The sequence below is a fragment of the Paenarthrobacter sp. NPDC056912 genome (genome assembly GCF_042786555.1).
In the GTDB taxonomy this organism is placed as follows: domain Bacteria; phylum Actinomycetota; class Actinomycetes; order Actinomycetales; family Micrococcaceae; genus Arthrobacter.
This window is the reverse complement of record NZ_JBHUCD010000016.1, coordinates 115,740-127,946: the sequence shown is the minus strand read 5'-3', so window position 1 is coordinate 127,946 and position 12,207 is coordinate 115,740. Positions and strand designations below refer to the sequence as shown.

Annotated in this window: 11 protein-coding genes; 5 read left to right on the top strand and 6 right to left on the bottom strand. The window is 64.3% G+C overall.

Going from position 1 to position 12,207, the window contains the following annotated elements; translation table 11 throughout:
* The first annotated feature begins 175 nt into the window (after positions 1–175).
* Positions 176–670 carry an SRPBCC domain-containing protein gene (locus tag ACFRJ9_RS17485; protein WP_377670450.1) on the top strand — a complete coding sequence of 165 codons (495 nt, stop codon included), beginning with the start codon at positions 176–178 and terminating at the stop codon, positions 668–670.
* Positions 612–1,184, top strand: a complete 573-nt coding sequence (locus tag ACFRJ9_RS17480) for a GNAT family N-acetyltransferase (RefSeq protein ID WP_377670447.1) — start codon at positions 612–614, stop codon at positions 1,182–1,184. Before ACFRJ9_RS17485 ends, ACFRJ9_RS17480 begins: the two co-directional genes overlap by 59 nt.
* A 5-nt stretch (positions 1,185–1,189) precedes the next feature.
* On the opposite strand, the gene ACFRJ9_RS17475 is transcribed toward ACFRJ9_RS17480, so the two are convergent.
* Positions 1,190–2,224: a LacI family DNA-binding transcriptional regulator gene (locus ACFRJ9_RS17475; RefSeq protein ID WP_377670444.1), complete on the bottom strand. Its 1,035-nt coding sequence runs from the start codon at positions 2,222–2,224 to the stop codon at positions 1,190–1,192.
* 19 nt (positions 2,225–2,243) lie between these two features.
* Positions 2,244–3,971, bottom strand: a complete 1,728-nt coding sequence (locus ACFRJ9_RS17470; protein ID WP_377670441.1) for a glycoside hydrolase family 13 protein — start codon at positions 3,969–3,971, stop codon at positions 2,244–2,246.
* Positions 3,972–4,228: 257 nt separating this feature from the next.
* On the opposite strand from ACFRJ9_RS17470, the gene ACFRJ9_RS17465 reads away from it, so the two are divergent.
* The 3 genes from ACFRJ9_RS17465 (at position 4,229) to ACFRJ9_RS17455 (ending at position 7,664) form a co-directional block, all read left to right on the top strand.
* The gene (locus ACFRJ9_RS17465) at positions 4,229–5,677 is read left to right on the top strand and encodes an FAD-binding oxidoreductase (protein ID WP_377670478.1); all 1,449 of its coding nucleotides are present in this window, start codon (positions 4,229–4,231) and stop codon (positions 5,675–5,677) included.
* A gap of 130 nt (positions 5,678–5,807) precedes the next feature.
* Positions 5,808–7,076, top strand: coding sequence for an MFS transporter (locus ACFRJ9_RS17460; protein WP_377670438.1), 1,269 nt, complete (start codon positions 5,808–5,810; stop codon positions 7,074–7,076).
* Between the two features lie 102 nt (positions 7,077–7,178).
* Positions 7,179–7,664, top strand: a complete 486-nt coding sequence (locus tag ACFRJ9_RS17455) for a pyridoxamine 5'-phosphate oxidase family protein (protein WP_377670435.1) — start codon at positions 7,179–7,181, stop codon at positions 7,662–7,664.
* A 56-nt stretch (positions 7,665–7,720) separates the two neighbouring features.
* On the opposite strand, the gene ACFRJ9_RS17450 is transcribed toward ACFRJ9_RS17455, so the two are convergent.
* Genes ACFRJ9_RS17450 through ACFRJ9_RS17435 form a run of 4 tightly spaced genes read right to left on the bottom strand, consistent with a single transcriptional unit; the run spans position 7,721 to position 12,061 of the window.
* Positions 7,721–8,950 carry an amidohydrolase family protein gene (locus ACFRJ9_RS17450; RefSeq protein ID WP_377670432.1) on the bottom strand — a complete coding sequence of 410 codons (1,230 nt, stop codon included), beginning with the start codon at positions 8,948–8,950 and terminating at the stop codon, positions 7,721–7,723.
* 23 nt (positions 8,951–8,973) lie between these two features.
* Entirely contained in the window at positions 8,974–9,945 is a 972-nt protein-coding gene (locus tag ACFRJ9_RS17445) for an ABC transporter ATP-binding protein (protein ID WP_377670475.1), read from the bottom strand.
* A gap of 59 nt (positions 9,946–10,004) precedes the next feature.
* Positions 10,005–11,063 carry an ABC transporter ATP-binding protein gene (locus tag ACFRJ9_RS17440; protein ID WP_377670429.1) on the bottom strand — a complete coding sequence of 353 codons (1,059 nt, stop codon included), beginning with the start codon at positions 11,061–11,063 and terminating at the stop codon, positions 10,005–10,007.
* On the bottom strand, positions 11,060–12,061 hold the full coding sequence (locus tag ACFRJ9_RS17435; RefSeq protein WP_377670426.1) for an ABC transporter permease: 1,002 nt from the start codon (positions 12,059–12,061) through the stop codon (positions 11,060–11,062). The genes ACFRJ9_RS17440 and ACFRJ9_RS17435 overlap by 4 nt, the downstream gene beginning before the upstream one ends.
* Positions 12,062–12,207: the final 146 nt, after the last annotated feature.

Genomic DNA, 12,207 nt, shown 5'->3' with positions numbered 1-12,207 from the left:
TTCCGAACCCGGAAGCTAAGACCCACAGCGCCGATGGTACTGCACCCGGGAGGGTGTGGGAGAGTAGGACACCGCCGGACACACATTAAAAACGGCAGAGCCCCGACCACGACGGTCGGGGCTCTCCCCACTTAAAACACAAGCCAGACCCGGGCTGCCGGTAGAGTTGGTGGTCATGGAAAACCTCTTCAGCCACCCCGAATCGGATCCCGGGCCCTCACAGCCGGACAGCAATGAGCTGGAACCGCTGGTGATCACCATCGTGGTTCCCACCACCGTCTCACATGCCTTCCAGGGATTCACCGATCACCCCCACTTGTGGTGGCCCTTGGCAGAGGAAAGCGTCTTCGGTGCGGGCTCCCACGTCGAGTTCGAAGAGAACCTGATCCTGGAGACTGCCGACGATGGCCGAACGTCGGTCTGGGGAACCATTGACGATTGGCAGCCTCCGTTGTCCTTCCATGCCAGCTGGTATCCCGCCAGTACCCCGCTGTGGTCCACTGAGATCCGCGTATCTTTCCGCGCCGTGGATGGTGGCACCGAAGTGCGTCTGGTCCACGACGGCTGGGAAGGCGCTGAAGATCCTGCGGCCTCCCGTGCCTCCTACGCCGATGGTTGGCCCCGGGTGCTGGAGCGGTATGTGCGGTTCATGGGCGGAGCCGTTGCCTAGGATACGCAGGCTGCACTCCGAAGATTGGCGCCTGCTCAAGGCTGTACGCCTGGAGATGATCACTGACACGCCCATGGCGTACGTCGAAAGCCTCGAGGCGGCGCGCCGGCAAACGGACACCCAATGGCAAGGACGTGCTGCGGCGATGTCGGGGGATGCCAGTGCCACCGTGGTTGCCGACGGCGGCCAGGACGGCAGCAGGATCTGTGGACTGATGCGAGTTGTCGTCAAGCACCCGCAGGACCCGCAAAAGCCACGGCAGGCTATGCTCATCAGCGTGTATGTGGCGCCGGAGCACCGGGGCCTGGGTTTGGCGGACGAGCTCCTCAAAGAAGCCTGCCTGGCGGCGGAGAAGGAGCTCGGTGCCCGGCTCATTGAGCTCGGCGTCCACCAGGACAATGCCCGAGCCCTGGCCTTCTACACGCGCCATGGTTTCCGAACCACCGGTGGGAGCAGGCCCTATCCCCAGGACACGTCAAAGCTGGAACTCGTGATGGAGCGCCGCCTGCCGTAGGCACACTAGGAAGCGTGCCGGGCAGGACTCTCTTTAGGCACCGCCGTGCTGGAGCGCACAACGAGCCTGGTGGGGTGTTGGGTGTCGGCGGGTTCAAGGACCAAACCGTTGCTGATGGCGCCCAGGAGGGTGCGGACTGCCAGCGCCCCTTGCCCCTTGGCGTCCTGGTCAATGGTGGTCAGTCCCAGCACGTTGCCCAAGTCGTGTCCGTCGATGCCGATCACAGAGAGGTCGTCCGGGATCCGCAGCCCGAAGTCACGGGCGGCGAGGATTGTCCCGATGGCCATTTCGTCGGAGGCCGCAAACACAGCAGTGGGCCGCTCCGGTGCGCTGGCCAACAACTGCCGGGCCACCGCATAAGCTCCCTCGATGGTGAAGTCCGCGGAAACGATCCATTCGGGCCTGACGGGACAGCCGGCGTCGTTCATTGCTTTTTCAAAACCGCTGCGGCGGGTGCCGGGCAGTTTGAAGTCCTGGTCGTGGGCTTCGTCGCCGGTAATGTGCGCGATCTTGCTGTGCCCCAGGCCAAGAAGATGGTTGGTGGCTTGCTGTGCGATTCCGGAATCGTCGATCCTGATGGTTGAAGCCCCGGGCAGCGGACCTCCAATGCCCACGATGGGACGGTGCACCGCATGGAGTTGCTGGATTTCACTCTCGCCGAGTTCCAGGGAGACCGCAATCACCGCGTCCACGCGCTTACGCAGCAGGAAATCGTTGAACACACTGTGTCGTCGTTCCGGGTTTTCTCCGATGTTGTACAACGTGAGGTCATAGCCGGCCTCAAGCAGCGAGGCGGAGACGCCCTCGATCACCGCCGAATAGAACCAGCGGTTGGCCGAGGGCACCACCAAGCCCACATTGTGTGTTCGGCCCGATGCCAGGCTGGATGCGTGATAAGACAGCACGAAGCCCAGTTCGGCAGCTGCGGCACGGGCACGCTCCCGGCTGGCGGGGGAGACATTGCCCTTGCCGCTGAGCGCCCTGGAAACGGTGGCAACGGACAGCCCCGCATGCCGGGCCACGTCCTTGATGCCGGTCATGCGGCTCCTCAGTGGAAAATTAGCTGGCCCTCAGCCAGATGGTCTCCCCCGAGCCTAGTGGATCACCGGGTTGGGCCGCGGAACTGCGGAGGATCAGCTCGCCGCCAGGCAGCGGCATCGGTTCGGCGCCTACGTTCATGATCACCAAGGTGCTGCCGTTGAGGTAGGCGAGCGAGGACCCGGTGCAGAAGTCCTCCACCCAGGCGAGCGACCCCTGGCCAAGCAGGTGCGCTGCCCGCAAGGCGAGCATCTTCCGGTAGAGGTTAAGGTGCGACGCCGGATCGGCCTCTTGCTTGTCCCTCGCCAGTGCGGGCCAGGACTCAGGCTGCGGAAGCCACGGATCCACGCCATGGCCGAAGCCGGCGTGGGGCTCTGCGGAGCGCCACGGCAACGGAACCCTGCAGCCGTCGCGGCCGATCCTCGCCCCACCTGTGCGGGCGAACGTAGGATCCTGGCGGAGGCCGGCAGGAATGCTCGTGGAGTCCGGGAGACCCAGCTCCTCGCCCTGGTAGAGGTAGGCGCCGCCAGGCAGGCCGAGCATGAACATGGTGGCAGCGGCAGCCCGGCGTCGTCCCAGCTGCACATCCGGTTGGGCGTCGTCTGGACCTATGCCGTCCCCGTCGCGAGGCCCCGGGCCGTCATAGCCCAAGCGTGAGGCGTGGCGGACGACGTCGTGGTTGGACAGTACCCAAGTGCTCGGGGCACCCACGGCGTCCAGCGAGACAAGGGAATCGGTGACCACATGGCGCAATCGGTTCAGGTCCAAGCCCGCATGCAGGAATGGGAAATTGAAGGCTTGGTGCATTTCGTCGGGACGGACCCACTGTGCAAGCCGCGGGAGCGGGTCCACGTTGGCCTCGGCGCAGAGGATGCGGTCCGGGCCGTACTCTTCCAGGATGGAGCGCCAACGGCGGTAGATGTCGTGCAGCGCAGGCTGGCCGAACATGGGAGCGTCCTGCCCGGGGAATCCGTCGGAGCTGCTGCCGTCGGCACGGCCGCCCCAGTTGGGCAGGCCGGCGGCTTTGACCAGGGCGTGGGCCACATCCACCCGGAAACCGGAAATGCCACGGTCCAGCCAGAAGCGGAGGACGCGTTCGAACTCAGCGTGGACCGCAGGGTTGTCCCAGTTGAAATCCGGTTGCGAGGAGTCGAAGAGGTGCAGGAACCATTGCCCGGGCTGCCCGTTGGGCTCGGTGACGCGCGTCCAAGCCGGGCCGCCAAAGTGTGATTGCCAGTTGTTAGGAGGTTCGTTGCCGTCGTGTCCTTGGCCGTCGCGGAAGATGAACATTTCCCGTTCGACGCTGTTAGCCGGTGCTGCGAGTGCCGCTTGGAAGGCAACGTGCTGGTCGGAGCAGTGGTTGGGAACAAGATCGGCGATAACGCGCAGGTGGAGCCTGTTTGCTTCGGCGATGAGGGCATCGAAGTTGGCAAGGGTGCCGAACAACGGATCCACATCGCAGTAGTCGCTGACGTCGTAGCCTGCGTCCCGCTGGGGTGAGCGGTAGAACGGCGACAACCACACGGCGTCGACGCCCAGGTCCGCCAGCTGTGCCAGTTCGGCGGTGATGCCGGCCAGGTCCCCGACGCCGTCACCGCTGAGGTCGCGGAACGATCGCGGATAGATCTGGTAGATCACGGCGGAACGCCACCATCCGTGGGCCCCGGAGGCCTCGTGGACAGGTGTAACGGACGCGAAGGCTGCAGCGGGCTCATGGGCCTCAACTGAGAGCAATGAATCAACGGACATGGAAACAATCGTAAGGACAAGTACCGCGATTGAGAACGCTTCCACTCCAATCTGCCGTGTTATGACGTAGGCATCCCTTGCCTGAGTTCTCAAATAGCCTGAATGGCCTGTACGCTTTGGAAGCGCTTGCATTCGTGAGCTGCATCACTATTTATCGTCCTGACTAGACTATGAGCACGGAAAACACTGCGAAGACTGCCGATTTGGCGTGTCCGCGGTGCTCGTGTGAAGGGACTGCTTTGTCGGACGAAACGGCCATGGCCGGTACATCAGAAGTAAGCATCAAAAGCCGCACCGTCGGCACCACGGAGGCCGCTGGATATTCATCACGGCAGCGTGACTTCCTGGCGGACCTAGCGGCTGGACTTCGTCCCGGCCAGGTGGCGGAGGATGAGGAAACCCGCACCGTCTACTCGGCCGATCAAGGGCCATTGCCCGAGGTTCGGCACCTGCCCTTGGCGGTGGCCTGGGCGGAGTCCGTGGAGGATGTACAGCACATTGTCCGCAGCTGTGCGGCGTATGGGATTCCGATCGTGGCCCGGGGCGCCGGGACCGGCGTCTCCGGCGGTGCCCATGCCACCGAGGGCTGCATCATGGTGAGCCTGGAACACATGAATCGCATCCTTGACCTCAACCCGGACGACGAAACCGCCGTCGTCGAACCCGGCGTCATTAATGCCGAGCTGAACGCTGCGGCCGCGGCGCACGGCCTGATGTACGCGCCGGACCCGGCGAGTTACAAGATGTCCACCATCGGTGGCAACGTCGCTACCAACGCCGGGGGACTGCGGTGTGCCAAGTACGGCGTGACTCGCGATTCCGTACTGGCCTTGGACGTGGTCATGGCTGACGGCTCGTTGATGCACACCGGCCACCAGACCTTCAAAGGCGTTGCCGGCTACGACCTGACTGCGCTCCTTGTAGGCTCCGAGGGAACATTGGCCATTGTGGTGGGCGTGACGGTCCGCCTGAAGTACCTCCCGCGGGAAGTGCACACCATCGCAGCGTTCTACCCGGATTTCCGCAGTGCAGCCTCGGGCGTCCTGGCGGTGGGGAAGGCCCGCGTGCAGCCCGCCATCATGGAACTCCTGGACAACGGCACGCTGGTGCAACTGGATGAATTGAACGGCGGTGACCTGCGAAAGCGCGGCAAGTCATTGTTGCTGATCCAGACGGATGGCTTCGGGGCTGCCGCTGAAGCGGATGTTGTCCGGGAAGTGCTTTCGGCTGGCGGGGCCACGGTGACCACCGAGGCCAGCGAGGAAGCGGAGATGCTGGTGGAGTTGCGCCGAAACAGCCGTGGCGTTGAAGTGGACGATGAATTCCGGGTTGGCGAGGACATTGCCGTCCCGCGCTCCCGCCTGGTGGATTTTGTGGCCGAACTCGAAGCGATGGCCGCCCGCTTCCAGGTCCGGCTAAAGGTCGTGGCGCATGCCGGCGACGGTAACCTGCACCCCACCTTCTGGATGGACAGGGCGGATCCGGCCACTGATGCAGACGCTTTGCTGCGCCTCAATGCTGCCTTGGATGAGTCCATCCGCGTTGGCTTGGAGATGGGTGGCACCATCACGGGTGAACACGGTGTAGGGCAGTACAAGCTGCGCTGGTTGGGTCTGGAACAAGCCGAACCCGTGCGTGAGCTGCAGCGCCGGATCAAGGAGCTCTTTGACCCCGCAGGCATTCTCAACCCTGGAAAGGCCATCTAGTTCTGGTATTCCAAAAACTGAAAGGCCGCCTAGGCTGTCACATCGCTACCCGCTACTAACGCGCATTTACATTCATCGATTCTCCTCATAGTCTTACTTGGTATACCAAAATGGCTTTGAGGAGAATGACGTGGAAGAAAAGCGCCAAGCCGGACCGGGCCTCTCCGGACCGGGGTCCGGTTTCGCCGCAGGCCTGGTGCTGCTGGCCCTGGTGATGGTTTCCGTGAACCTCCGTCCCGCCATCACAACCGTTGCCGGCGTGATGAACCAAGTCCCGGGCACCTTCAACCTGGACCCCGCATTGTTGCCGCTGTTGGGCACCTTGCCAGTGTTGGCGTTCGGAGTCTCGGGACCGATCGGCCCATGGCTCGCGAAGAGGCTCGGAACAGGCCGGGCGGTTGCCGTTGCGCTCCTGGTCCTGGCCTGGGCGCTGATTCTGCGGGTCATGGTGCCGTCGCTCCTGCTGCCCGGAACCTTCCTGGCCGGCATGGCCATCATGACGGCCAGCGTGCTGGTTCCCCAGATCGTGAAAGCCAATCGCGGCACGGGTTGGTGGACTGGCCTTTGCACCATGGGCTTCGGGCTGGGCGCGGCGCTGGGCGCTGGGCTGGTCCAGCCGCTGGAGCGGGCTTTCGGCGGCAACCTCCCGTGGGCCCTGGCGGTGTGGGCCGTTCCGGCGCTGCTTGGGGCAGTCCTCATCCAACGGTCCGGAGGAAGGCCGACGGCGGCAATTCCCACTGCGGGCACGGTTACCGGAGTCTCAGGCACGGTCGCGCCACTCCGAAAACAGCGGACAGCATGGGCCGTGACAGCATTCTTCGGTCTGCAAGCCATGCTCTATTTCGCCATCACTTCCTGGCTGGCCGTGTATCTGGTGTCCCGTGGACTGTCGTCCGCCGACGCCGCTGCCTCGTTGGCCTGGTTCAGTCTGGCAGGGCTCCCGGCGAGCCTGCTGGCGCCGGTGCTGGCTGGACGCCCGGGCATCCTGCGCTTCATGGCCCCCGGACTCGGCCTCATGGTTGCATTGGCGCTGTTGGGCGTTCTCATGGCGCCGGCGGAGCTCCAGTTCATGGCCGTGGGATTGCTGGGCATCGTCCAGAGCGCCGGATTCGGTCTGGGCATGGCCTTGGTAGTGATCCGGTCCGCGGGCCCGCAATCGGCGGGGCGGCTTTCTGCCATGAGCCAGGGATTCGGATTCGCGCTGGCTTCCCTCGGTCCGCTCGGCGCCGGGTTGCTGCACACAGCGACCGGCGGCTGGGAAGTGACGTTCTGGGCGCTGGCAGCCGAAGCCGTGGTGCTGGCCGGGGCGGGCTACTTCGCCATCAGGGGACCCCTGGTGAGTGCCGGATCGGCCGAAACAGCCCCGGAGCGCACGGCGAAGCCCGCACCTATCCGGTGAGCCCTCCGTTGAATGCTGGGAGAAACGAAGAAGAGCGGGACCGACTGTCCCAGGGGCGGCCGGGGCCTGTCGGCACGCAATTCCCCGGCGTATCCTCGCGGTATGACCAACTCAAGCGGGACGAATCCAGCAGGCACTCCGGCCACGGAAATCCTGGCGACCAACGAATGCTGGGAGCTCCTCCGCAGTGTCTCTGTGGGCCGGCTTGCCGTCTGGGTGGACAACCACCCGGATATCTTCCCCGTGAACTACAAAGTGGACCACGGGACCATGGTTTTCCGCACTGGCGAGGGAACCAAGCTTCACGCAGCACTCGGTGACGCGCCCGTGGCAATGGAGGCCGACGGGGTCAACGCCGAGACCGGGGTGGCGTGGAGTGTTGTGATCAAGGGACAAGCAACGGCCGTGACGCTTACGCAAGATGTCCTGGATACCATCGGGCTCCTGCTGTTTCCTTGGGAAGCAGGGCAAAAGGACCAGTTCATCAGGGTGGTCCCGTCCGACGTGTCCGGCCGGCGTTTCACAGTAACGTCTCCTGTGACGTGGTGGACACCCCTGGACCAGGCACCCACGGCAAGCAGCGAGTAAGGCAAAGGCCGGTTCCCCCGCTGCGAAGCGGCGGAACCGGCCTTGGTTTTCAGTGCCTAGACCAGTTCCAGCTGGTCGGCAACTACCTTGCCTTCATGGATGACCGTGCGGTCCTTGCCACGGTCCATGACGGCTGATGCCACTGTCTCGCCGTCCACCAGCAGCAGTTCGGCAGGATCTCCGACGTCGACGCCGGGCCGGTGGGACGTGTCCTTCAGGCGGGTGGCGTTGGGGTCAAGGATGCTCGCCCCACCGATAGTGGCGATGGCCAGGGAGTGCTCGATCAGCTCGTCCTTGCGGAAACCATGGGTGAAGGCGAGCTGCCACGTGCGGTCCAGCATGTCCGTGTTGCCGTAAGGGGACCAGTAATCGCGTTGGCCGTCCTCGCCCAGGCCAAGCCGGACACCGGCTTCGGTGAGCAGCGGGATGGGCAACTGGCCCGCAGCAGAAGGAGCAACGGAAGCCAAAGAAACGTCGAGCTCCGCGAAGGCATCAATCAGCCTGCGCGTAGTGGCCTCGTTGACGCTGCCCAGCTGATAGGCGTGGGACATGGTCACCTTGCCCTGCATGCCCAGCGCCCGCGTGCGCTCAAGCACCAGATCCGTGCTGAACACACCAAGTTCGCCCGGCTCGTGGAGGTGGATGTCGATGGGAACCTGGTACTTCTCAGCCAGACCGAAGACGATATCCAGGTGCTTGGCCGGATCCCTGTCCAAGGTGCACGGGTCGATGCCGCCCATCACGTTGGCACCGGCCTTCAAGGCCTCCTCCATGAGGTCCACCGTGCCTTCCTCCAGCAGCAAACCGGCCTGCGGGAAAGCGATGATGTCCACGGAAGCCTGGCCGGCAAACTTTTCCTTGGCGGCAGCAACGGCGTCGAAACGCTCCAGCCGGCAGTCCACGTCCACCTGGGCGTAGGAACGCACGCGTGTGGTTCCGCGGGCGATCATCCGTCCCAAGGTGTCATTGACGCGCTCCTGCAGCGGGACCTCGGCATTGCGCCAGTTCAGGCGGTCGTTCATCATCATGGTCCAGACGCCGGGACCGCCGGTGTGCTCCCGGAAAGGCAAACCGATCCGGGTGGAATCCAAGTGGACGTGGACATCCGAGAAGGACGGCAGCAGCAGGCGCCCGCGACCCTCCACGACAGTGACGTCGCCGGGAACCGGACGCGCCGGGTCATGAGGCTCGACGCCGGTGATCTTGCCGCCTGTCGGGCCAGCAACAATAAAGACGTCGCTGAGCGCTTGCCCCCACGGACGGACGGCGCGGATCAGGGTATTCAATGTTTGCTCCTTTGATAATGGGACTATTGCACACCCGCCAGGGCCGCGGCGGCCACCCCCGTGTGGTGGCAGGCCGGAGCGGCGAAGCTGGCGGGTGTTGGAATCTCGTTCATGCAGCGCTGCTGCTGCTCCTCGGGAAGCGTGCCGATCAGCGGGCAGCGGGTCCGGAAGACACAGCCGCTGGGCGGATTGGCCGGTGAGGGCAGATCACCGCGGAGCCGGATCTTCACCTGTTCCCGGGCGGCCCGTGGATCCGGCAGGGGCACCGCCGAGAGCAAGGCCTTGGTATAGGGATGCAGCGGGTTCTGGAAGAGCTCGTCGCGAGTGCCCTGCTCCACGATCTTCCCCAGGTACATGACCGCGACCTGATCGGAAATGTGCCGGACCACGGAGAGGTCGTGGGCGATGAAGATGTAGGAAACTCCCGTGTCCCGCTGGATCTCCTGCAAGAGGTTCACCACCTGTGCCTGCACGGAGACATCAAGAGCGGAAACGGGCTCGTCGCACACGATCACTGACGGATTGAGCGAAATGGCCCGGGCGATACCCACACGCTGCCGCTGCCCGCCGGAGAACTCATGCGGGAAGCGGTTGTAGTGCTCCGGCTTCAGGCCCACCTGGTCCAGGAGTTCCTTGACCCGGTTCTTGAGGCCCCCGGGCGGATTGATCTTCTGCGCCACCATGGGAGCGGCGATTGCAGTGCCCACGGTCTGGCGAGGGTTCAGCGACGCGAACGGATCCTGGAAGATCATCTGGACCTTGCGCCGGAAGTCGTACAGGTCCCGGCCACGCAGCTGGCTGATGTCCACGCCGTCCACCACGATCCGCCCGCCCGTGGGGTCCATGAGCCGGGCCACCATGCGGCCCGTGGTGGATTTTCCGCAGCCGGACTCGCCGACCAGCCCCAAAGTCTGGCCGCGCGCCACACTGAACGACACGCCGTCGACCGCTTTGACCGAACGCTTCGCGGCGCCCGGCAGCAGCCCGCCCTTCATGGGGAAGTGCTTCTGGAGGTTCTCCACCTGGAGAATCGGTTGATGTTCCAGGGCGGGTCCTAACGCGAATTCCGGATAGTGATCAGCTGGGGGCCGCTCAAGTGGCAGCGCTTGCCGTGCCCGTCTTCGACCCTGAGTTCGGGCCGCTGGCTGGCGCAGACGCCGTCGCCGGCAAGTTCGGCATATTGGCACCGCGCGCTGAAGATGCAGCCCTTGGGCAGGTCGAGGAGCGACGGCGGCTGGCCGGGTATGGGGTTCAGCCGGCTGGCGGCGCTGTTCAGCGTTGGCATCGAGTTGAGCAGGCCCAGCGTGTAGGGGTGCTGGGTGTCGTAGAAGATCTCGTCCACGGGACCCGACTCGACGCACTGGCCGCCGTACATGACCAGCACGTTGTCGCAGACCTCCGCCACCACGCCCAGATCGTGCGTGATGAGGATCAGCGCGGAGTTGGTTTCCTCCTGGAGCTCGGACATGAGGTCCAGGATCTGCGCTTGAACCGTCACGTCCAATGCGGTGGTCGGTTCGTCCGCGATAAGGAGTTCGGGTTCGCAGATCAACGCCATGGCGATCATGGCACGCTGGCGCATGCCACCGGAGAAGTGGTGCGGGTACTCATCGAACCGCTGCTCCGGGCTGGGGATGCCAACCCTTCCAAGCATGTCGACGGCGGCCGCCCGGGCCTGCTTCTTGCTCGCCTTGTTGTGGACGAGGTACGCCTCGGCGATCTGGTGGCCCACAGTGTAGAAGGGGTGCAGCGCGGACAAAGGATCCTGGAAGATCATGCCGATGTTGCGGCCGCGCAGCTGGCGCATGGCGGACTCGGGCAAGGTGACAAGGTCCTTGCCTTGGAACATCGCCTGGCCGGTGACCTGGGCGGACGTGCCCTTGAGCAAACCCATGAGCGCCTGGCTGGTGACGGACTTGCCGGAACCGGATTCGCCCACGATGCCAAGGGTCTGGCCACGTTCCAAGGCGAAGTCCATGCCGTTCACTGCGGAGACAACGCCGTCGTCCGTAGGGAATTTCACGGAAAGGTTGCTGACCTCCAGGAACGGCGCCGTGGCTGTGGCGCTCGCCGTGGAACGGGCAGGAGATGAGGTGAGTGGCGTGCGGGTCATTGGAGCCTCACTCGGGGATCGATGGCGGCATAAGCAAGGTCCACCACGACGTTCGCCACGATGACGAAGAAGGCGGCGAGCATGGTGATGGCCATGGTGACAGGCAGGTCGCCGGAAATGGCGGCGTGCACGGCGGTAAAGCCCAGGCCAGGGACGGAGAAGATCTGTTCTGTGAGCACTGCGCCGCCCAGGAGCAGGCCAATGTCCATGCCGAGCATGGTGACCACGGGCGTGATGCCGGCCCGGACGCCATGCTTGAACGTGACGGTCCGGGGCGCGAGGCCCTTGGCCCGGGCAGTCCGGATGAAGTCCTCACCGAAGGTCTCGATCATGTTGGTCCGGGTTACACGGATGTAGGAGGCGCTGAAGAGGACGGCCAACGCGATCCAGGGCAACAGGTAGTTGGCTACCCAGGCTCCGGGTCCCTGCGGACCGAACGGGCTGTTGATCTCATTGGTGGTGAAGGGCAGCAGCTGGAGTTGGTTGACGAACAGCAGCAGCAGGAAGAGGCCGGTCACCGGAATGGGAAGGGAAACACCCACGGAAGCTGCGCCCACGATGAACTTGTCCACGGGCCTGCCCTTGCGCAGGGCGGCCAACAGGCCGAGGCCGACGCCGGATATGGTCCACAGCACCAGGGCGCCGATGGCCATGGAGAAGGTATAGGGGAGCGAACGGCCGATGATGTCCGCGACGTTCTCGTTGGTTTGGAAAGACTTGCCGAGGCAAGGCCATTCGCAGAGGGTCTCTGCTCCCGGGGCCCCGATCATCCGCGAAGAGAACAGTCCCCGGATGTAGTCGAAGTATTGAATGAAGAAGGGCTGGTCCATGCCCAGGGCGACGCGGGCCTCGGCAACACGTTCGGGCGTGCATTCCTGGCCGCAGGCAGCAGCGGCAGGGTCGGACGGGCCCAGCTGGAAGAGCGTGAAGGTAATGAAACTGACCGCGGCCAGGAGCAGGACCAACGACCCGGTCCGGCGAAGAATGAAAGTGATCATTGTGGTGGTTGCGGGCCGCCCCGGGTAAGGGCGGGCCCCGAGAGCATCAAGTACAATGCCCAATTAATTATGAAAACAATGTTTTTGTACTACCCCGCCGAAGGGTGATGATATACCCAGCATTAATTACCCAACACGGCGCTGGG

Bases quoted from the DNA above. Each gene is read 5' to 3' on its own strand.
- ACFRJ9_RS17485 (WP_377670450.1), top strand. From the start codon at position 176: ATGGAAAACCTCTTCAGCCACCCCGAATCGGATCCCGGGCCCTCACAG.
- ACFRJ9_RS17480 (WP_377670447.1), top strand. From the start codon at position 612: ATGGTTGGCCCCGGGTGCTGGAGCGGTATGTGCGGTTCATGGGCGGAG.
- ACFRJ9_RS17475 (WP_377670444.1), bottom strand. From the start codon at position 2,224: ATGACCGGCATCAAGGACGTGGCCCGGCATGCGGGGCTGTCCGTTGCC.
- ACFRJ9_RS17470 (WP_377670441.1), bottom strand. From the start codon at position 3,971: ATGTCCGTTGATTCATTGCTCTCAGTTGAGGCCCATGAGCCCGCTGCA.
- ACFRJ9_RS17465 (WP_377670478.1), top strand. From the start codon at position 4,229: ATGGCCGGTACATCAGAAGTAAGCATCAAAAGCCGCACCGTCGGCACC.
- ACFRJ9_RS17455 (WP_377670435.1), top strand. From the start codon at position 7,179: ATGACCAACTCAAGCGGGACGAATCCAGCAGGCACTCCGGCCACGGAA.
- ACFRJ9_RS17445 (WP_377670475.1), bottom strand. From the start codon at position 9,945: ATGAAGGGCGGGCTGCTGCCGGGCGCCGCGAAGCGTTCGGTCAAAGCG.
- ACFRJ9_RS17440 (WP_377670429.1), bottom strand. From the start codon at position 11,063: ATGACCCGCACGCCACTCACCTCATCTCCTGCCCGTTCCACGGCGAGC.
- ACFRJ9_RS17435 (WP_377670426.1), bottom strand. From the start codon at position 12,061: ATGATCACTTTCATTCTTCGCCGGACCGGGTCGTTGGTCCTGCTCCTG.